Annotated in this window: 18 protein-coding genes and 1 pseudogene; all 19 read right to left on the bottom strand. The window is 50.3% G+C overall.

Going from position 1 to position 19,677, the window contains the following annotated elements; all coding sequences use genetic code 11:
- Positions 1 to 321: 321 nt before the first annotated feature.
- Positions 322 to 585 carry a phosphopantetheine-binding protein gene (locus EJO50_RS05060; RefSeq protein WP_125972079.1) on the bottom strand — a complete coding sequence of 88 codons (264 nt, stop codon included), beginning with the start codon at positions 583 to 585 and terminating at the stop codon, positions 322 to 324.
- Positions 582 to 2,036, bottom strand: a complete 1,455-nt coding sequence (locus EJO50_RS05055) for a hypothetical protein (RefSeq protein ID WP_125972077.1) — start codon at positions 2,034 to 2,036, stop codon at positions 582 to 584. The genes EJO50_RS05060 and EJO50_RS05055 overlap by 4 nt, the downstream gene beginning before the upstream one ends.
- Before the next feature lie 88 nt (positions 2,037 to 2,124).
- Entirely contained in the window at positions 2,125 to 3,198 is a 1,074-nt protein-coding gene (locus EJO50_RS05050) for an IpaD/SipD/SspD family type III secretion system needle tip protein (RefSeq protein ID WP_125972075.1), read from the bottom strand.
- A 51-nt stretch (positions 3,199 to 3,249) separates the two neighbouring features.
- Entirely contained in the window at positions 3,250 to 4,575 is a 1,326-nt protein-coding gene (locus EJO50_RS05045; protein WP_125972073.1) for an IpaC/SipC family type III secretion system effector, read from the bottom strand.
- A gap of 19 nt (positions 4,576 to 4,594) precedes the next feature.
- Positions 4,595 to 6,340 (bottom strand): type III secretion system translocon subunit SseC family protein, encoded by a 1,746-nt coding sequence (gene sctE / locus EJO50_RS05040; protein ID WP_125972071.1) that lies wholly within the window; start codon positions 6,338 to 6,340, stop codon positions 4,595 to 4,597.
- Positions 6,337 to 6,840: a type III secretion system translocator chaperone SicA gene (gene sicA / locus EJO50_RS05035; RefSeq protein WP_125972069.1), complete on the bottom strand. Its 504-nt coding sequence runs from the start codon at positions 6,838 to 6,840 to the stop codon at positions 6,337 to 6,339. Before sicA ends, sctE begins: the two co-directional genes overlap by 4 nt.
- 245 nt (positions 6,841 to 7,085) lie before the next feature.
- Positions 7,086 to 8,132 carry an EscU/YscU/HrcU family type III secretion system export apparatus switch protein gene (locus tag EJO50_RS05030; protein WP_125972067.1) on the bottom strand — a complete coding sequence of 349 codons (1,047 nt, stop codon included), beginning with the start codon at positions 8,130 to 8,132 and terminating at the stop codon, positions 7,086 to 7,088.
- Positions 8,133 to 8,897, bottom strand: a complete 765-nt coding sequence (gene sctT / locus EJO50_RS05025; RefSeq protein WP_125972065.1) for a type III secretion system export apparatus subunit SctT — start codon at positions 8,895 to 8,897, stop codon at positions 8,133 to 8,135.
- The gene (locus tag EJO50_RS05020) at positions 8,897 to 9,157 is read right to left on the bottom strand and encodes an EscS/YscS/HrcS family type III secretion system export apparatus protein (RefSeq protein WP_125972063.1); all 261 of its coding nucleotides are present in this window, start codon (positions 9,155 to 9,157) and stop codon (positions 8,897 to 8,899) included. Before EJO50_RS05020 ends, sctT begins: the two co-directional genes overlap by 1 nt.
- A 27-nt stretch (positions 9,158 to 9,184) precedes the next feature.
- A complete protein-coding gene (locus EJO50_RS05015; protein ID WP_125972061.1) occupies positions 9,185 to 9,844 on the bottom strand; it encodes an EscR/YscR/HrcR family type III secretion system export apparatus protein in 660 nt (219 codons plus the stop codon).
- Positions 9,834 to 10,721, bottom strand: a complete 888-nt coding sequence (locus EJO50_RS05010; RefSeq protein WP_125972059.1) for a FliM/FliN family flagellar motor switch protein — start codon at positions 10,719 to 10,721, stop codon at positions 9,834 to 9,836. The genes EJO50_RS05015 and EJO50_RS05010 overlap by 11 nt, the downstream gene beginning before the upstream one ends.
- The gene (locus EJO50_RS05005; protein ID WP_125972057.1) at positions 10,718 to 11,581 is read right to left on the bottom strand and encodes a SpaN/EivJ family type III secretion system needle length determinant; all 864 of its coding nucleotides are present in this window, start codon (positions 11,579 to 11,581) and stop codon (positions 10,718 to 10,720) included. The genes EJO50_RS05010 and EJO50_RS05005 overlap by 4 nt, the downstream gene beginning before the upstream one ends.
- Complete coding sequence (locus EJO50_RS05000; RefSeq protein WP_164521432.1) at positions 11,566 to 11,979, bottom strand: SpaM family type III secretion system protein; 414 nt, start codon at positions 11,977 to 11,979, stop codon at positions 11,566 to 11,568. Before EJO50_RS05000 ends, EJO50_RS05005 begins: the two co-directional genes overlap by 16 nt.
- Positions 11,980 to 12,007: 28 nt before the next feature.
- Positions 12,008 to 13,297: a type III secretion system ATPase SctN gene (sctN, locus tag EJO50_RS04995; RefSeq protein ID WP_125972053.1), complete on the bottom strand. Its 1,290-nt coding sequence runs from the start codon at positions 13,295 to 13,297 to the stop codon at positions 12,008 to 12,010.
- Positions 13,297 to 13,704, bottom strand: a complete 408-nt coding sequence (locus EJO50_RS04990; RefSeq protein ID WP_125972051.1) for an InvB/SpaK family type III secretion system chaperone — start codon at positions 13,702 to 13,704, stop codon at positions 13,297 to 13,299. The genes sctN and EJO50_RS04990 overlap by 1 nt, the downstream gene beginning before the upstream one ends.
- A 16-nt stretch (positions 13,705 to 13,720) precedes the next feature.
- Positions 13,721 to 15,690 (bottom strand): annotated as a pseudogene (locus tag EJO50_RS04985) (EscV/YscV/HrcV family type III secretion system export apparatus protein).
- A 115-nt stretch (positions 15,691 to 15,805) separates the two neighbouring features.
- Positions 15,806 to 16,918: a type III secretion system gatekeeper subunit SctW gene (gene sctW / locus EJO50_RS04980; protein ID WP_233702175.1), complete on the bottom strand. Its 1,113-nt coding sequence runs from the start codon at positions 16,916 to 16,918 to the stop codon at positions 15,806 to 15,808.
- Positions 16,905 to 18,614: a type III secretion system outer membrane ring subunit SctC gene (gene sctC / locus EJO50_RS04975; protein ID WP_125972047.1), complete on the bottom strand. Its 1,710-nt coding sequence runs from the start codon at positions 18,612 to 18,614 to the stop codon at positions 16,905 to 16,907. Before sctC ends, sctW begins: the two co-directional genes overlap by 14 nt.
- Positions 18,611 to 19,375: a helix-turn-helix domain-containing protein gene (locus tag EJO50_RS04970; protein WP_125972045.1), complete on the bottom strand. Its 765-nt coding sequence runs from the start codon at positions 19,373 to 19,375 to the stop codon at positions 18,611 to 18,613. Before EJO50_RS04970 ends, sctC begins: the two co-directional genes overlap by 4 nt.
- Positions 19,376 to 19,677 lie beyond the last annotated feature (302 nt).

Genomic DNA, 19,677 nt, shown 5'->3' with positions numbered 1-19,677 from the left:
CCATTACTTCCTAAAATATCTCGCCAGCAGATAAACGGCAACACCACAAACAATCAATATATTTTCACTTATCTCTTTAGCGGTAGTGAGTTAATTTAAACCGACTTATTTATAATCATTTCTCTTGAAAAAATAAAAAAATAACCACGCACAGACGGCCGGATATTTTCCGGCAATCTATTTGAAAATTGGATTTTTTATTAAAAGAAAAACGATAAGCTCGCTATATTTTAAATTTACAGGGCAGGTTAAAAATCAACTCTATATTTTAAATATTACTCACCAGCAGCAGAATCAGAAGATCAGACAACAGCCCTCCATTTATGCCTTTTCCCCTTCTGAGCCTATTTTAAACTGCACCACCTTATACAAATCCCCTACCGTTTTAATTTTCAGCATATCTTCAATCGTGAGCTCAACGTTGAACTCATCGTACAAAGCCATCGCCAGATCCAACAGATCCAGTGAATCTGCATAAAGCTGATTAACCAGATCGGACTCGGGCAAAATACTTTCTTCATTACAGCCCAGACAAAATGACAGCAACGCCCGGATGGTTGCCTCCTGCATATGATTTAACGTCATGTCTGTCCACTTCCAAATAGGTTGCCACCAAACTGCTGAATCTCCCGGGTCAGCAAAGTCTTCTGGGACGCTGCCAAGCTTTTCACACCCAATGCCGCTATGAAAGCGGCAATCAAAGGATGCGCCTGCAACCGGCTCAAAGCAGTATCACGCAACATCATCTCTACGAAATGCTTCGCTTCTGTATATTGCGCAGAGGCCATCAGCGCGTCCTGCAACCGCTTGATATATTGCGCATAAAGTTCTCTATCCTCCGTTTTTTCCATCTCTCTGAGTAAAGCAAAACGTTTGTCAGCAGAAGACGGTAATAAGGCATTAAGCGCATTCAAAAAAACAGTTTCAGAGCTGTTTTTAGGTATAAGGTAATTCGGCTCTAACAAAGAGCGTAACGTCACCAGAAATAGCTCACCTGCAGCATCCCCGCTCACCTTAAGATCAAGCGGCCCTGCAATACCGGTAAAACAAGAGGCGCCATTCGCCGCAGCCGGGTAGTGATAATGATTAATCGTAGTAGCATCATATGACCCCGTTGCATTCCCAAGCCCTGCGGCTGACAACAGAGATAAAGTGGGCTTTTCATTTGCGGCAGGGCCAGCTCTATCTGATAAGCCAGGAATATCCCGTAACAAGCGGGGCAATATGGCAACCAAATCCAGATCACGCGCCATCTGTCCCACTGTATTGTCATTTCCGCACGCTTCGATCAGCTCATGCCTCAACGCCCGTAATCCGATAAATGCCCGCAGTGAGGCTCGCTCAATGACCTGGCTTATGTTCGCGCGGCTTTCTGCATCCAGGTGGCCTTCCAGCTGCTGCTCCAGATACTGGCAAATAAACGGCAATGCCCCCCTAACGATCAGATCACAACCTAGTCCGTGCATTGCCTGTCTACCCAGCAGGCTTCGCACCACCTCGGACAAGGTGTTTTCGAGCTCCATGCGCTTTTTATAAATCGCACTCACTTTGGGGCGCCAGGCGGCAAACCCGGATGATTTCTCTTTTAAACCGTCTTTTTTAATCAGCTGACAATATTGCTCAGCCAGTTTTTCAAGTTCCGGCTTCAACTCGGGCCCGCTCCTTTCATAAAGCCGGGTATACACTTTGGCAAAATTCAGAACGTCCTGCCGGGCCAGCACATTTGCAGAGCCGCGATATATTGCATGCAAAGCAGACGAATTCTCACCACTAAACAGGCAGGCCAAACTTTTAATATCCTGCTCTCTGGCAAAGTCTTCAGCCTGTATCCCTCGCTCTATGCTGTTTTCCAGGCAATGAACATAACGCAGCCGAACAGATACAGAGGGTGATGCCGGTTTAGCCGCAGAAGAAAAGGAAAGAGCCGGGCTGCCATTCGCCCGCCACAAGTGCCGGGCAAAGGATCTTTGCTCCAGCGGCAAACTCAGGCTGCGCTGTAGCACGGCAGAAGACCCGCAAGACAAGGCTGAGAACATATGAAATTCCAAGCAAATAAAAATGGGCTGCAGCAGCTAAACCAGCTCCAATCAAGTGCAGTACCCCTATGCAGCCCCTTAAGATTATTCAAGAAATCAAAAAGCTTTTATTTGTTTCAAGCAAGCTACTGATCGTACTACTTAGCAGTTTCACCAAATTATCGAATGTCGACTGGGCGTTACTATATTTCTGGGTTAACGTTTGCAACGTGTTTTTCATCTTTTCATCCATAGAATCAAAACCCGCCTTCCAAACCTGAAAATCTGTGCTGGTCATCTTTACTGGCTGCTTGTCCTGCACAATAAGGCTTTTAATTATAAAATCCAGAGGAGCAATATCGATCGTTACAATATACTTACCCGTATTACCGACCTGTCGCACGCAAGAAGGGTTCAGCCCCATTTCTTTGACCCATTTTTCTGCATTTTCCTGGCTTGTGCCCTCCATTTCACCGCTGCCCTTCTGAATAGGGAAAAGCACCGAATTTTTACCCGGCACACCACCGGGGAAAAACTGCTCTCTCAGTGCTTTTAACTTATCAGACAGCTTAGCCATCGAAACATTAACCGACTGCCCGTTTTCAGAGCCATCAATCATGCTCTCCAGCTCCGCCAGAATCTTGCTAAATTCCTCATAAAGTGCGATATGCCGGTCAGTGGCATTTCCGTAAATATCCAGATAGCCATTCTCAATATCATCAATCCCATCCGCAATCGAATCAGTAAACCCCCAGTTAGAATCCGGGTCGCTGTCAAACGCACCTGAAGGAATCGGCCGCTTGGCATCATAAGCCTGCAACGCAAGGACCAGGGGATGATTAGCAGGCAACAAAACATCGCCTAAACGACTTGAGCGAAGCGCGTGCAGGCTCAACTGCCGCTCTGCCCTGGTGTCTTCAAGCTGCCGGCTTGCCCGCTCGGTCAAAGATTTACCCTGTAAAACATCGCGGGCCATGATCTGCTGTTGCTGGTGCACACTCTGGCTTTGCTGCATCAATATTTGCAACTGCTGATTTACCATTTGCAATTGACTCGGCGGCACAGGTTTGGCCTCCACCGGCGCAGAATCCACAGTTGCAATCACAGGAGGGGCAACAGATTGTGATGATGGCGCTAAATAAGGCGGCACAGAGCCAGACAGTGTGGTTATCTGATTACTCATGAGAACTCCTTCCCCCTCGTTCCGAGGGGATTTATATCAAGAACTAAGTTTTTATACCTTGTTACCAAGCATCGCATCTATCGTCGATGCCGTACGGGCATCCACATCTGTCAGCTGCTTTAGTAAATCCTGGAATAGCGAATTAAGCTCACGCTTGCGGGTGGTGGATTCCTCATTTAACGAAGCACCCACTTTTTGCGCATGCTGTGATAATTGCCCTCTTGAGCGATCAAGCGCCTGCACCACTTCCCCACTTCCCCTGATAATTCCGGACATCCCCATATTTAATCCAAGAATGGCATCTCCCTGAGCCTTTATTCCCTCTGCTTTCAGCATATTTTGCTGCATTTCAGCCCGATGCAGATCACGCTCTTTCTTTACTTTATTTACAGCCTGCTCTTCGAGCACGGCCCGGTCTTCAGCTTTAAGCTGCTTACTGCTGTCTGCCAGCTCGAAATGTGCCTCCCCAGAGTCATCAATCTGCTTATCCTTGAGCGCAACTGCCCCATTTTTTTTCGATGACACATCATCGGCAGATTTTGATTTTTTATTACTAGCAGTATCAGGCACATCAAACTCGGCTATTTCCACCGGATGCTTCGGTGCGCCTGCCGCTTCAGCCAATGCTGCATTTTCTGACGCAACAGGTTTGCTCACTTTCAGATTTTTCAGCGTTTCCGGAGCATCCATGACCGAGCGGGAGCCGGTTTTTAGCTGGGACAACATACTGTCGGCCTCGCTATCGAGCTTTCTGATCTGGCCACCGTTAAACTTGAGCGCATTTTTTTCAATCCTCAAACCCTGGCTTTTCCGGAACACACCTGACCCGGTCATCCCCAGGCTCACTACGCCCTGCCCTACAGCAGAGGCCATACCCGCATTCCCCTCGGCAATCGTTGCCTCCGCCGCTTTGATAGCACTTCTTTCTTCAATTTTGGACATCTTGCCGCCCAGCTTCGCCTCAGCCGTACGGTTATCCTGCACAGCCCTCAGCAAAGCCTGATAGAGGCCACTCCATTTACTCCCCAGACCAGAGATATCAAAAGAAGACTCAGTTTCATCTTCTTTTTGCAACTGATCCGATTTCTTTTCCAGAACAGCGATAGATCCACCCAGGCTGAGCTGCCCCTCCGAATCATCCAGCGTCTGGGCAAGCACGCCCAAGATTGTTGTAAGCGGCGGCAGCTCGCTCAAAACCGGAAGTGATAAATCCGGTTTACCGACAGAGCCAGCCTGTAACTGCCCCTGCTTTACCGGCAAAACATCAGCAACACTACCCTCAGGCTTCGCTTTAACCTTAGCCCCCGTAAACACCTCCCCGGTATAAGCCTTAGAATTTGCCAGCGTAGAAATGTAATGACTATTAATTGCAACCATGATTTATCTCCCCGATATTTTATGCGTGGCTATTACGTAACACAGCCCGGCCTGCAGCCATACTCGACTGAAGTGTCTGAGAAATCTGGGCTAACAGACTCTGGGTCACAGACTGGGATTGCGCAAAAACCTCTACTGCGTCTTTCAGGCACTTATCTATCCGCTCTTTATCAAACAGTGCAAGATTAAAGTCAGCCATGGCATCTGCCGCATTTTTAATAAATACTCCCTGGGTTACTCCACCTGCCGTCTGAGCCACTGCATGGAGGCCCTCTGCGGCAGTTGCCGTGCGGACCAGCGTATTGCCGTAACTCTGAATGGCTATCTTGTCCGTTTCCAGACCCATGCTTTTTGCCAGCCTTACGGTGCCCCTGGTCAGGGCACTACCGGATTGCTCAGCCACATCCTTGAGAATACTTGGCACAAGCTTTTTAATTGTCTCGCCCATCATTTTGCCCATCGTACTGGCCAGCTTTGCTGCGGCGCTTTTTCCGACCACAGCAACGGCAGCAATCACTACGACCATCGCCACGGCGGCAGCAATAGCGCCGACAATCGAGCCCACCATATTGGCTGTTTTTTCATCCACACCCATCTTTTGCAAAAAGTCACTGAGTGCTTTGCTGATTAAATCCATTAATGGCTTAAGTACTTTCTCCATGACAGGCTTCATGGCTTCTTCCATAAAGGAAACGCCCGTTGCTGCTTTAACCACAACATCAGCCACCATCAAAGCCACCCCCACGGCAGCCAGGGCGAGGCTGGCCCCGCCGGTAAATGCAGCGCCCACTACAGCAACAACAGTTAACAGCGCCCCCAGAACCTTGCCAAGACAGCCCATCACTTTATGGAGATGCTCTGCTTTTTTGGCCTCTTTATCATACTCATCGGCCTTTTTTTCCATCTCTTTGAGCCGCCCTGACTGCATCGCCTCAAAGATAGCCAGATCATTTTTCAGACTGTTTTCGCTGTTGTCTGCCACCAGTTTTACAAACATTGCCATCAGCAGCGCCATACGGGAGACTCCGGAGAGATGATTCTCCTGCGACAGCTGGCTTGCCGGTGTGTTTACCCCGGCGGCTTTAATCTCTTCGGCAATTGCGTCTGCACTCTTTGTTCTGGCTGCTGCCAGCTCGGTTGCACTGGTATACAGCTCCTTTGCACCCTCAGCCTTACCTTTGGCCAGACTGGCATTGATCACGGCCAGATCCTTTGCCGTTTTAGCGGCGCCATAGGCCGGATCATCAGGGCTTAAACCAGCCAGCACCGCTTCAGCGTCATCCGCTGCTTGTTGCGCATTTTTTGCAGCTTCCAGCGCTTGCTCATAATCAGCCTGCGCCCCGCCTGCCGCTTCAATTGCCGCCTCAGCCTCTGCAATAGCGTGATCAAACTGCTCCTGCAGCGCTTTACTGGCAGTAGCCTGTGATTCTTTAAGCGCTTTGAATACAGCCAGACGCCCTTCCAGGGAAGCCTGCGCAGTCTCTCCAAGCAACGTCATCAGCTCACCCAGCAACAGCGTCAGCTTATCCATACTCCCGGTCCCTTCTTCGACCGCTTGTTCCGGTGCCGTTAATACTGGTGTATTCAGATCTGCTTTCACCATAGTGCGCTCGTCCGTCTGCCCGGCACGCACGGCAAACAGGGCCTGTGCTGCTTGCTGGGCCGTACTTACATATGCTTCACTTGCCCTTGCTTTCTCGAACAAAGCACCCGCTAACGGATGCTGCTGATAGGCGCTGCGGCCAATTCCATTCGCTTCGCTCATGCTTGCTCCTCCTCTTTCTCCTGAGATGCTTCAACATCTGTTTTTTCCAGGGTATCCAGATAGACCTGGGCCTTCGCTTTCATCAGCTCGTCGTTACTTTCCTCGCAAACCAGCTCAAAGCATTGCCTTGCCTTAGCCGCTTTACGCATAAACAACTGGCACTGGCCAGCAAAAAAAACCGCCCGGTAGTCGTCCTTACTTAACGCAAATGCAACGGAATAAAGATCAAAGGCTCTTTCAAACTGCTTTTTTAACTGACAAACCGCAGCCAGCCCCATGATGTAATCAGGATTGTAAAAATCATAAATACACAGAAAGTGAAAGAATGTTTCTGCATCATCCAGACGACCCTTGTTATAAAAATCATAAGCATGCGCATATAGACCCTGCATCATGTCATCCGAGATTCCATGAATATCTTTGAGGGTTCCTCCGCTACTGACCGTTTCCCAGATCATTTCTGCAATACGCTCTTCGCTGGCACTGTCGTCAATAAGCATCAAGCTAACTCCTTTAATCACCAGCCAGATTAAGCCGATGAGTTATTAAACATGAAGAGATTGTTGGTCACATTCAAGAATCGCTCATGATCGCGCGTGCATTGATCATGCGTACTTCATGCAAAGACCCATAAAGGAAGCACCACTAAAAAGATGAGGCAAGGCAGGTTTAGCAAAACGGTGGCTTAAGCCGTGTTTTGCAGCAATAAAACCTGGTTTTATTGTGTATTAGCCTGCCATAAGGCTTATTCTGGGGCCTGCTGATCTGCGTTTTCAACCTGATCTAGCCATGTTAAAAGACGCAGGACTTCGTCCAGCTCGCTAAGCTGAATAAAGGAATAACGGCTGTGCGTCTTTAAAATGCGCCGCGCCAGTGAGATATTCTGGATCACGGGCACACCCGTTTTTTTGGCATAGGCCCGCACAGCCAGTGCACGCTGATTGGTTTCAATTACCGAAATAAAAGGGATCTCAATAAGCTCCGGTTTATAAAAGATACCAATCGCAATATGGGAAGGATTGGCCACAATCAGCCGTGAATTACTGACATCAGACTTAACCTGCTCGGAAAGAAGCTCCTGATGAACTTCACGCCGTTTGGATTTAATCTCGGGGTCGCCATCCTGCTCTTTCCGCTCGCTTTTCACCTGCTGCTTATCCATCTTCATATCTTTCATATGAAGAAAATATTCAGCCAGTACATCCAGCACTAAAACAAACACCACACAAGCCATACAAATCAGCACCAAAGACAGCAGTAACTCCCGCCAGATCACCGCTATATCAAGCGGGCTGCCACCTAATTGCACAAAAAGTAACCCCCGCTTGTTTTGCCAGAACACATAAACCGATGCCGCAAAGCTCAACAGATACAGCAGCGACTTAACCAGATCTTTGACAGTGCGCAGGCTAAATAACTTTTTAAACCCGTTCACAGGATTAAGTGCATCCAGGTTCAGCTTGAGTGCTTCGGTTGCCAGCACAAAACCACTGAATAACAAAGAAGGCAGTGCCGTTGCCACAATGCACAACAAAATAACCGGCAGAACAAGCTTGATCCCTATCCACAAAATACTGACGCTATAGCTTTGTATATCCTGCTGAAAACCACCCAAAATCAACTGCCGGTAAACTCCCATCAGCTCGACCAAAGAGGCCGCTGAAACCAGATACAAAACCCCCACCAGCATAAGCAAAGCCACAATCAGATCGCGACTTTTAAAAGTCTGACCTTTTTTTGCGGCATCTTTCAGATACTTGGACGTGGGTTTTTCTGTTTTTTCAGAAGACATTTAATGAAGCCACACAGGAAGGATGTCGGGCCGCAAGCTAAGCTCACCAACCACATCTGGTAAAACCGGTGAAAAATATAAAAGCAAAATCAGTAGTGCAATCCCGCTTTTAACTGTCAAAGAAATAGAAAAAGCATTCATTTGAGGCGCAAAACGCGACAACAAACCCAAAGTGAACTCCGAAAGCAATAATGCCGCGACCACCGGGCTGGCTAATACCAGCGCCTTGGCCGCCATTTTGGTCAGCATCCCCAAAACAGGCAGCAATTCGGGAGTACAGCTTTTTAAGGGGCCACAAAGCTGATAACTACTGGCCATAACTTCCAGTAATAAAGTTAAACCACCGCCCTGCAGATAAACTACTGCGGCAAAAATATTCAATAAATTAGCCAGCTCCGGCGTATCCACCCCGTTAGCAGGATCAATGCTGCTGCTCAGTGTTGCACCACGCTGGTTATCAATAATGCTGCCCAAAGCATGAAACACCCAGAACGGCCAGGAGAGTAAACACCCCAGCAGGCTACCTACCATGACTTCCCTGCTCATCATGCCCAGATACCAGAGCGTATTAAACTCGGGCAAAGCTCCCGGCGGGTAAGGCCACAAGCTCATGGACACGAGCATGGAAACCGTTATGCGTACTACCCCGGTCAGCACATTGCTGTTAAGAAAGGGCAACATAAAAAACACGGGGCCGATACGGGCAAATCCCATTGCTGCAGCAGCCAGCCAGTCGTGAACGTCAAAGAAAAGACCGTATTGCACTAGTAATGATCCAACGCCATTCTGAAAACCTCCCGGCCAAAGTCGAGTAAGGTTTCCCCATACCATCCTGACAGCAGGAACAGGCAAAGAATCACGCTCAATAATTTAAAACCAAACGGCAGAGTCTGCTCTTGCAGCTGGGTCACGGTTTGAAATAAGCCAATCAGCAAACCAACAATGGTCGCCACAACAATCGGCCAGGCCGAAAGCAATAACACCAGGTACAGCGCCCGGTTGCCTGCAAAAACCAGATCATTCATTTTTTATCCCCTGTCAGACCCGCACGCTCAAGCGGCCAGATCCAGATATTGCAACACCAGCCCCTTGGAGAGCAGGGTCCAGCCATCAAGTGCAACAAACAGCACCAGCTTGATCGGCACAGAGATCGTCACGGGACTCATCATCATCATGCCCAGCGCAAGCAAGATGCAGGAAATCACCATATCGACGACCACAAAAGGCAGATACAGATAAAAGCCAATTTTGAAAGCACTCTTAATTTCGCTCAGTGCATAGGCAGGCAACAAAGCCAAAATGGAAGGCTTATCCTCAGCAACAGCCTCGCCCCCGTCTTTGGTCATGCGTTCAGCCTGCGCTTTTTCAAAGAACTGTGTCAGTTCGGGATCTGCATATTTTTTCAGATAGCTGCGATAGCTATCCAGCCCGCTTTCAGCAAAATGGCTGACCGATTCCGCACTGCTGAAATTAATGTTTTCATCCCGGTAAACGTCATAAGTACTCTGCATCACCGGCGTCATGACAAACATCGATAAAAGCAACGCAATCCCGTTTAATGTCATATTGGACGGCACTTGCTGCAGCCCCAGGGCATTACGTACCATGACAAAAACAATGGAAAACTTGATAAAACAGGTTCCGGAGGCAATCAGAAACGGCAGCAGCGTTGAAAACGCCAGCAGCGCAATCATCGAAATGTCATTTGACATGTAAAACCTCATGACAGATCTCGGACAGCTCCACGCCCAGCTGGCCGTCAATCCTGACCAGCTCACCCCGCCCGATAAGTACACCATTGGCTTTCACTTCAATGCGCTTTTCCACGTCGGGAAGTAAGGGCAGTAACTGACCACGGTATAAATCGCCCAGCCCGGATACGCTGATCGTGCTTTGCTGCAAAATAAACTCCAGGCACAGCGGCAATTCTGCCAGCGCATCAGGTATTTTTGCAGGCACGGCAGCCTGCTCGTCTTTTTCGATCATGATCCCATCCTCACTTTGCCGGTAGCGGCCTATCCTTGCACCACAGCTTTTCACCGAAAATGTTTCTTCAATGATCAGCAAAACATCCCCGGCCTCCAGTTGTGCCTTTACACGCTGACTCAGCGGGCTGCGGCCAACTTCAAACACCAGCCGCAGCGGCAGAGTAAACAGGTAATGGAGGTCTAACTTAAGCCGGCCTTCCTTTACCTCTGGAATACCCGTCAGCCATACCCGGCCCTGCGATGTTTGCAAACACAACATCTCGGGACCAGGCGTCAGGCGTTTATAACCCAGTTGCAAGTGCTCGTAAGCCAGCTCAGCCACCGTGAATTCCAGAGGCCGGGCTGTTGCCATAAATAAATCCCGCAGCAGCCTGTCATCACTACCGCTACCCAGTAAACCGGCCAATGCAGGAGAAACAGCCGCCAGCCATTCCCGCAAATTCAGCAGCCCCTGCCAGCGCCCGTTATCTGCCGAAACAGCATAGCAAGCCCCTTCCGGCAGGCTAAAACTCACATCAAGACCTCTTGCCAGCCAGCATTGCTGTGCTTGCTGCCAGGCATGCTCTTTGCTGGCCAGCTGGCGTAATTCCAGCCCGCTCACTCTTTTTCCTCATCCGGCTGATCCTGGCCCTGCTGCTGATCCGAATCATGTAAGAGCGTCCAGTTTTCGCTGTTATTTGCCTGCTGTAAGTGATAGTGCAAACGGTCTTGCACAAAAGGATTCGATGGCTGCAATTCAAGCTGCCGGCTTCCTTCCTGTTGCGATGCATAAATGCTGACGGAATGCTGCCCTCCCCAGCGGTTAAAGCGGTAAAGCACCTGACCATCCTGCTGACGATCTACTGGCAAAGTCTCCTTGCCCATTTGGCCAGCAAAACCCTCATTTTTATTCTTGAGCCTAAATGGTGTACGCGGTGCCAGCCCGTCTCCCACCAGGGGCGATGACAAGCGCATAGGCAAGGATGGATTAACCGCCCCTGCTTCAGCCTCCGGAGCAGAAGACTTAATCCGCAGAGGGTGAGAGTGAGGGCCCGGCGCGGCCGGCTCCCCTGGCAAAGAAACAGCCTTCCCCGCAGCGACGCGCCCCGGCAAATCAGCAGCAGCGGGCTGAAGCGCGGCTAACAGGCGGCTCTCTGCCAAATGATCAGTCATCTCACGTGTCTTACCCGTTTTTAATGACCTTACCCCGGCGGCCTGCGCATCTGCAGAATGAACCTGCTTTGCAGAGCCAAAAGCACGATGCTTTGCCCGGGGTATTCCTTTTTCGGAAAGACCATCCCGTGGCGGCGGCGCAGGAGGCGGCAACGCGGGTGCTGAAAAAAACATATCCCCCGCTTCTTCCGAGGCACTTTTTTTCTTGTACTTGCCAAGCTGGGCGGCAAACTCGCTCAGCAATCCATTTGGTTCCGGAACCGCAACGGCTCCGGCTACAACGCCTGTAGTGGCTATGACTGGCTCCATGTCACCCGCTCCTCTGCTTCAGATTCTTCCTGACGTAACTGATACAAACGCCATACCTGCCACTGGATTTTCTGCCAGTGCTCATATTTATTCTGCTTATGCAGCCAGTAACGGCGCAGTAATAAAACCTGCTCCTTTTCTTTTTGCAGTGCCTGTTCCTGCTCCTGGACCTTGTTTTCCTGAAAACTCAACATCTGCAATTGCCGCCGCAATACGGCCTGGCGGCGCTGCATTGCAAATAAATCACTGCGATTCATCACACAGCCCTGTGGCCGCTGCGAGTGTAATAACTGCCTCATCGCCCTGCGCTGTATGCGTATTCCTTCCAGCTCTGCAGATAAAACCCGCGTTTGCTTGATCAGCTGCCCCAGCTGTATCTCGCACTGCTGCTGGCTCATGGAGCAACGCCGCAATAACCCGGCTAATTTATGCCGCGATCTCATGCATCACCCGTAAGGTCGCTTCAAACGAGCTGCCTTCATTTAGCGGCTGACGCAGCCAGCTTTGTAAAGCACTGCGTTTCCCCATGGCACGATCGTTATCTGCGTTTTCACCCGCTTTGTATTCGCCCAGATCAAGAAACACCTGCAAGTCTTCCAGCCTGGCCATAATTCCTCTTACTACACTCGCCAGATGCTGGTGCTCCTGGCTGCTCACCCGCCCCGCCACCCGGCTGACGCTCCTTAGCACATCAATTGCCGGATAATGATTCTGGGCGGCAAGCTTACGGCTTAGATAAATATGCCCGTCCAAAATAGAACGAATCTCATCTGCAATCGGATCAGGCTCATCGTCGCTTTCAAGCAGTACCGTATAAAAAGCGGTCATGCAGCCTTTTCGGGTAAGGCCCGGGCGCTCCAGTAATCTGGGCAGGGAATCAAATACCGAAGCAGGATAGCCGCGCCTTGCCGGTGCCTGCCCTGCCGCCAGAGCCACATCACGCAGGGCTCTGGCATAGCGGGTAATAGAATCAAGAAACAGCACCACATTTTTGCCCTGATCCCGAAAATACTCAGCAACCGTCGTCGCCAGCAAAGCAGCATTACAACGATCTAAAGATGAAAAATCGGAAGAGGCATAGACCAGCACACATTGATGATGGCGGCCGGAGCGGCGCAGTGCTTCGGTAAACTCAGTCACCTCCCGCCCGCGCTCGCCAATCAGGCCAATCACAAAAACATCGGCATCAGCCTGCTCGATCAGCATATTCATGAGCATTGTTTTTCCGCAGCCCGCCGAGGCAAAAATACCCAGCCGCTGCCCGTCACCACAGGTCAGCAGGCCATCAATAGCCCTTATCCCGGAAACAAAAGGCCGCTCTATCCCCTGGCGATCTGCGTAGCCTGGCGGTGTTGCCTCAATTGGCCGCCATTCTCTTTTGCCATTTAATGCACTGACAAAACGCTCGACAATCTGCCCCGAGGGATCAAGCACCGACCCCAGTAAAAAATCGCCTACTTCAATCTGCAAACCCGAGCCGGTGGGCTGCAATACAAACTCGCGGGATAATCCTTGCGCACTGCCAATCAGACTTAAAATAGTCTGTTCATGATTAAAACCCAGCACCTGGGCACGTGCCACACATGTGCAGTCCTGCCAGCTCCGGTATATCTCGCAGATTTCCCCCATTGCCACCCCGGGTAAAACAGCTTCGATAATCGGGCCGGACAAGCGCGATGGATTGGCCTGACGACGCAACAGCCGCAAAGGTTTCATTACTGCACAAGCTCGGCAAATCGTTCCAGCTGCTCAAGGTAGCCATCCATTGCCTCGGAAAAACGTCGGCTGTCCTGCAGAAAATCCGCCTTTAGCAGGCCCCTGAGTTCTAAATATCCCCCGCTAACCATCAGCTGCAATTGCTCACCGCGCACAAAATGGCACCCCTGCATCAGGGTATTTAACAGGCGTGTCGAACACTGCTCAATCACCCTGTCATCATGCTCGATCAACTGCGACCACAGCCAAACCTCGCCATCCCGGTTACTGATATAAATACTGGGAAGGTTATACAGATCAAGAGCAATGGTGGAATGGCTATCCAGATCGCTATTATTAAGCACTTGCTCACACCCGTTTTCTTTCAAGGCATCGCGCACCAAAGTAGCAATATCAATTGTAAGCATCGTATTTCCCTTTTATTTAAATGGACTTAATGACATTGACCGATACGCTGTCGGAAATCTCGCCAAATGACACCACCTCGAGATCGCGAAAACGTGCTTCGATTAGTTTCTTGATAAAACGCCGTACATCTACCGAGGCCAGTAACACCAGGTCTTTATGTGCAATGTTCAAACCATCCAGGGCCACAGAAAAAATATCCATTAATTCTTCGGAGTCAGCAGGCTCCAGATTCAGAAATGTCCCGTTCGAGGTCTGGCGAATCCCTTTACGCACCACATCTTCAATTTCGGCAGAAACCACAATGGCTCTCAGCTCGCTCCCCAGCGAAAACTTGTGGCAGATATAGCGTGCAAGCGAGCCACGCACATGCTCAACCAGCGCGATAACATCTTTTTCACGCGGGGCCCAATGGGCAAGAGACTCCATAATCAGCTTCATATTGCGAATCGAAATGCGTTCGGATAATAAACGCTGCAACACCTCGGCAATCCGCTGAACCGTGGCATGGCGCAAAACCTCCTTTAATAAATCAGGATATTTGCTTTCCAGTAAATCCAGCATTTGCTTGGTTTCCTGTACGCCGAAATACTCGTTCACGTGGTGAGTAAGTAAGGCTGCAAAGCACTGATATAACTCGTCAACAGCAGGGCGCAGCTGATAACCCAGTTTCTGTAAGGATTCTTTACTCCCCGCATCCACCCAGATGCCCTCTCCTGCGGGCACAACCCGAATACCGAGCTGCTCGATTTCGTCGGAGTAATTCACCACCCGCAGCAAATCAAACTGGACCGGAAACTCTTCAGCGCGAATCTCGTTAATCAGCACTACCGCCCGGTTGTCTGCCAGCTCGTCAGATGAGCGCATCAGCATTTCAGGCAGGCTGACACCAAAATCCAGAAAAAACTGACTACGCAGGCGCTCGGCAAGCTGTACTTTCTCCAGTGAGGCATATCGTGCTTTGGGAACCAGTAAAACCAGCGGCACGGTTTCCGAAACCAGCTGATCCAGATTGGTAATCAGACAAAGCTCGCTGCCCTCTTCCGAAGCATGCTCGGCCGATGCCATGGCCGCCGGCTTGGCACCGGCAACGGCTACTCCCGACATGGCTTGCCGTTGCTTGTAATAAAACAGCCCCCCAGCAACACGGCAAGAATAAAAAACACCATAAAAGGAAAACCCGGCAACACGCCCACAGCCAGCGCCAGCAAAGCAGTAACGATCAGCACAAAGGGTTTCCCCAGCAGCTGGCTCATAATATTGCGGCCCATATTGTCGCCCTCGCCACTGACGCGGGTAACAATAAAACCGGCACTGATCGCAATCAGAAGCGCAGGAAGCTGGGCTACTAAACCATCACCGATCGTAAGAATGGTGTAGGTAGATAAGGCGGTAGAAAAATCCAGGCCATGCTGGCTCATACCCACGGCAATACCGCCAATAAAATTGACGAAAATAATAATGATGCCGGCGATAGCATCGCCCTTAATAAACTTCATCGCACCATCAAAAGATCCATACAGCTGGCTTTCACGCTCCAGCACACTGCGCCGCTCGCGTGCGCCATCGGCATCAACCACTCCCGCCCGCAAATCGCCATCAATACTCATCTGCTTGCCAGGCATCCCGTCCAGCGAAAAGCGGGCTGCAACTTCGGCCACACGTTCGGAGCCCTTGGTAATTACGATAAATTGCACGACCGTCACAATTGCAAAAATCACAAACCCCACAGGCAAACTGTCGCCAATCACAAACTGGCCAAAAGTTGCGACAATTTCGCCGGCATTGGCTTCCAGCAAAATCAAACGACTGGTACTGATCGATAAAGCCAGCCGGAATAAAGTTGTAATCAGCAATACGGCCGGAAATGTAGAAAAATGCAAAATGCGCTCGATATAAAACGAGCCCATAAACACCAGCATGGCAATGACGATATTCAGCCCGATCAGAAAATCGACTAAATACGTCGGCAGCGGGATCACCAGCATGGCGATAATCATCACCATCAGCAGCAGGATCAGCAGCTCCGGACGCGAGCGAACACCGTACAACAGATTATTCAGCACTGGGTTTATCCATAGATCGGTTAAAAAGGGCATGCCATCAGCTGGCTCGTCTGCGCTCTATCTGCTCAAGGCGGTAAGCGACAGAAGCCAGTCTTTCAAACTCATTCAGTAATAAAGTCACATCATCCGGATCAGAAAACAGCACAACGGGCAATGCTTTGCACGCCTGATACAACACTTGCAGCAGTGCAGAGCGCTGGGCATGGCGATGCAGCAATACGCTTTCCCCCACCGCATCCGACAGCAGGCGATCAATCTGCTGCGGCTCCTGAAACAAAGACAACATAAACAACAACCAGGCCGACTCACTGTCATTGATATTGTTCACTGCAGGGCTGGCCAGCAGCCGGCTGATAAAAATCACATCGCTGGAGCGAAGTAATTTCAGTTGTCCCAATCTACCTAGCAAGTTGCCAAATTCAAGCTGGGAGCAGCTCGGGTCCTGAGCGTCCATGTCGGAGAGCAAAGCGCCTTCCATAAAATCCAGCACCAAAGCCCTGCGCTGATACCCGTAGCTACTGATCCAGTCCTGATACACATCGGCAGCACCACCGTCATGCTCCAGAAACTGGCGATAACTGGCCCGCAGCAAGGCCGGGCTGAGCTCCAGAGTTTTCCCGAATAAGCGCGCCTTAAGTGCACAATTGATGCCGCCTTTAAGCCTCTTAGGTTCAGTCTGCTCCTCCAGCTGCGTCAGCAAAGCCTGCAAACGTTTGCGGACAATCTCCTGCATCTGCTTACGGCGCAGAATTTCCCGAAGCACCAGTGCAAGATCACTTTCATCCGGGAATAATGACTGGGCCTGCCGAAATAGCTCCTCCGGTGATTTTTCCACCTCGGCGATTTCCACAATCTGCGCCACCTTGGGCAGCACATCCTCATCCAGCACTCGCTCAAAGCTTTCACCCAGCCCCTTTTTTTTTGCTTCAAGCTCACGGCGGCTACGAAACTGAGAGGCTAAAGCCGTCATTTCATCTGTAAAATCTGCAAACCTTTGCACCTGATCTGCAGGATTGTTATCCGCCTCCTGCGGGGCAGCGTTTTGCTGAGCCGCCTGTTTTTTACCGGCTTCTGTCTGCCGCTCCAGCTTCGCATCATGCTTAGCCGAGCGAAGTCCGGCCAGCCTGATGGAGCTGCTACTGATGTCCACTGCTGCGGTCCATGTATTGGCGTACATCCTGCTGAACAGTCCCGGCATCGGGCTGGCGGATCACCTCTGCAGCAAGGCTGCTGGCATCCCGTACAAATGGCTCTTCAATCTGGCGCGGCTGAATTAAAAACACACGAACAAGATTGGAACTATTGCGCTGCTGATACCGGAAAAGACGCCCAACCACAGGAAGATCACCCACCAAAGGAATTTTCCCGACATCGTCAGTACTTGAATCACGGGTATAGCCGCCAATGAGCAAACTTTTATCTTTTGGCACACGGGCAACCGTGCTGATCCGTGTGCGGCCAACGGTAGGCAACGCGGTTTTGGTATCAGAATTGCCCTGAGGAATCTCGCTGCCATCTTCGATATTCAGCGACATTTCAATTTGGTCATCTGCCGAAAATCTTGGCAGCACATTCACCATCGTGCCGTAGGTCACATGCTGCAGCTCTACGCTGCGCTCGCCGATTAACTGGGTGTAAAAGGTGCGGCTGTTATCAAAAAGTGCCGGCACATTTTCCTGGGTCAGCACCACAGGGCGGGAAACCACATTGGCTTTTTTATCCTGGCTTAACGCCATAATGGATGCGATAAAACGCGCGCCATCCAGCGTACTCATCGACCCCTGGTTATTAAAAGTAACGCCCAGCTTGTTAGCGATCCCGACCCCGCCCTGCCAGTTCACCCCCAGCTGATCCAGATCGTCCTTTTGCAGGTCGATAATCCATAAAGACAATTCGACATGGCGCTTTGCCACATCCAGCTCACCAACCAGATCTCTGACAAAGCGCACCTGTTCTGGCGAGCCCCTGACCAGCAGGCTGTTTGTATCCGGATTGGCAATCACCCGGATATTGCTGACAACCGGTTTACTTTTCAGCGCTTCAGGCAAGCTCATTGGCGGGCGATAGGGCTCGGCCTCTGCCTGCTTATTCACTGCGGGAAAATCAGGCATGGGCGGAGCAACAGGGGCAATGGGCGCAACCGGCTTGCCCGCCCCCACCATGACATCCGCACCGCTTTCTTCATTTTTCAGCAGGCTTGCAATCACCGAAGCAACGCCCGGAATAGTGATTTTCTGATCGCGCAATTCATAACTGCGATCACCAACAAAGGTATTATTTAGCCGGATAACCTCAATTTTTTGCTGCTGCCCCTCCACCTCACCACGCTGGCTATCCATAAACTTCGCAGCATTCATGACCAGCTCAACAAAAACCGGTGGCCCGGACACGTAGAAGGTTCTGCTTTGTTCGTCTCCGCGCAATGGATAACGCCGGTCATACAGTGCACTTTTACGCAAAAATGCATTAAATGCGCTCAAAGAAATATTACGTAAAGCGATAACGGCATTACGTGTTTCACTCGAGTCGTAAACATAAATTGCCTGCCCATCGTGATACCAGATCAGCCCCAGCTGTTGTGACATCTGCTCCAGAATCGCTTGCGGATTACTCAGATCAAACTCACCACTTACCTGCTTGCGCACAGCCAGCTTACTTAGAATAATCGGCTTTTTCAGGCGGGAAGAAACAGCCTCAAACAAACCTTTCAGCCCATCTTGCCTGGCTACATAACCCTGGGGCTCAACGCTTTGCTCTGACGGCAAAGCCGTTGCAGCATCCGCGCCCACCAGCAAGAGCAGTAACAGAGCGCCTAATGCTGATTTAATTAACAGAATCTGCTTCATTTGATGGCATCATTCATCATATTGGATAGCCCGCGAGGAGAAACACCAAGCAGCTCCCTGATTTCATTGGAAAAATGCGAAGATGATGCATAGCCATGCTTTAAAGCGATTGCAGTCAGGCTTTGCTGGCTTTGAGCCACTTCCAGCAATGAGCGCGCCATACGCCAGTCCCGCAATTCTGTTTTGACGGCATGCCCCAGTGCACTGTGGCACAGGCGGCGAAAATGAGAATAAGACACACCATAACGCTCACCCAGCTCGTGCACCTTTCCGCCTGCAGAAGATTCAGCCAGTAAAAAACGAACAAGCCAGTAACATTCGGTGCGCCGTAACAGAGAAACCAGCTGCAAAGCATCTTCTTGCCCAGACAAAGATTGCCTGAGTAACCATCCCTCAGCGGCACGCCGCCCGCCAAAGGGCGAAACATCCAGCGATGCAGATGCCCAGCGCAACACATCACGGGCAGCAGGTGCCGCATTTTGAGACTCATCAATAAAAGCCTGTAATTTGGCCAGTACCAGTAAGCGCACTTCCTGGCAGCGGGCAGTACCCCTGACAACCTCCAGGCGTAAGCGATCCAGAGCCAGTGCTCCGCGCCAGCCTGCAGGCAAAACAGCAGATACACTCTGCCCGTCCCAGGACAACTTTAAGGAGCAGTCGGCCTCACCACATTCCAGCCACCAGAGTGCTTGTGCCTGAACCTGGCAGACCAGCTTTGCCTCCAGCAGGAAGACATCACTCAATACTTCGTTTTCGCTCATCACCATCACTGCGCTTACGCAGGCCTCTGATCAGATTGGCAAAGTATCCCCTGCACCTTTCATTAAATCCTGATGTAAATCTGATGCCGGTTTGAAATATTCGGCGTAAAAAAAACCACCTGCAGAGGTGGTATTTTCTATTGTAAAAACAAAGGATTAAACCGTTTTTTTCAAAACCAGCCACCTTCCAAAAATAAAACCTCCCCCGTCCATTTTGTTTTCGCAAAATAAATTTTTGAAACCCAACATGCTAAAAAAATATTTTGCAAATGGCATTTTTCTTATTATTTTTCAAAATCACT

This window comes from Iodobacter ciconiae, assembly GCF_003952345.1.
In the GTDB taxonomy this organism is placed as follows: Bacteria; Pseudomonadota; Gammaproteobacteria; order Burkholderiales; family Chitinibacteraceae; genus Iodobacter; species Iodobacter ciconiae.
The sequence above is the reverse complement of the archived record's forward strand: the minus strand, read 5'-3'. Positions and strand labels throughout refer to the sequence as shown.

Excerpts from the sequence above, each read along its gene's own strand:
- EJO50_RS05060 (WP_125972079.1), bottom strand. The coding sequence starts at position 585 with ATGACGTTAAATCATATGCAGGAGGCAACCATCCGGGCGTTGCTGTCA.
- EJO50_RS05055 (WP_125972077.1), bottom strand. The coding sequence starts at position 2,036 with ATGTTCTCAGCCTTGTCTTGCGGGTCTTCTGCCGTGCTACAGCGCAGC.
- EJO50_RS05050 (WP_125972075.1), bottom strand. The coding sequence starts at position 3,198 with ATGAGTAATCAGATAACCACACTGTCTGGCTCTGTGCCGCCTTATTTA.
- EJO50_RS05045 (WP_125972073.1), bottom strand. The coding sequence starts at position 4,575 with ATGGTTGCAATTAATAGTCATTACATTTCTACGCTGGCAAATTCTAAG.
- sctE (WP_125972071.1), bottom strand. The coding sequence starts at position 6,340 with ATGAGCGAAGCGAATGGAATTGGCCGCAGCGCCTATCAGCAGCATCCG.
- sicA (WP_125972069.1), bottom strand. The coding sequence starts at position 6,840 with ATGCTTATTGACGACAGTGCCAGCGAAGAGCGTATTGCAGAAATGATC.
- EJO50_RS05030 (WP_125972067.1), bottom strand. The coding sequence starts at position 8,132 with ATGTCTTCTGAAAAAACAGAAAAACCCACGTCCAAGTATCTGAAAGAT.
- EJO50_RS05020 (WP_125972063.1), bottom strand. The coding sequence starts at position 9,157 with ATGAATGATCTGGTTTTTGCAGGCAACCGGGCGCTGTACCTGGTGTTA.
- EJO50_RS05015 (WP_125972061.1), bottom strand. The coding sequence starts at position 9,844 with ATGTCAAATGACATTTCGATGATTGCGCTGCTGGCGTTTTCAACGCTG.
- EJO50_RS05005 (WP_125972057.1), bottom strand. The coding sequence starts at position 11,581 with ATGGAGCCAGTCATAGCCACTACAGGCGTTGTAGCCGGAGCCGTTGCG.
- EJO50_RS05000 (WP_164521432.1), bottom strand. The coding sequence starts at position 11,979 with ATGAGCCAGCAGCAGTGCGAGATACAGCTGGGGCAGCTGATCAAGCAA.
- sctN (WP_125972053.1), bottom strand. The coding sequence starts at position 13,297 with ATGAAACCTTTGCGGCTGTTGCGTCGTCAGGCCAATCCATCGCGCTTG.
- EJO50_RS04990 (WP_125972051.1), bottom strand. The coding sequence starts at position 13,704 with ATGCTTACAATTGATATTGCTACTTTGGTGCGCGATGCCTTGAAAGAA.
- sctC (WP_125972047.1), bottom strand. The coding sequence starts at position 18,614 with ATGAAGCAGATTCTGTTAATTAAATCAGCATTAGGCGCTCTGTTACTG.
- EJO50_RS04970 (WP_125972045.1), bottom strand. The coding sequence starts at position 19,375 with ATGAGCGAAAACGAAGTATTGAGTGATGTCTTCCTGCTGGAGGCAAAG.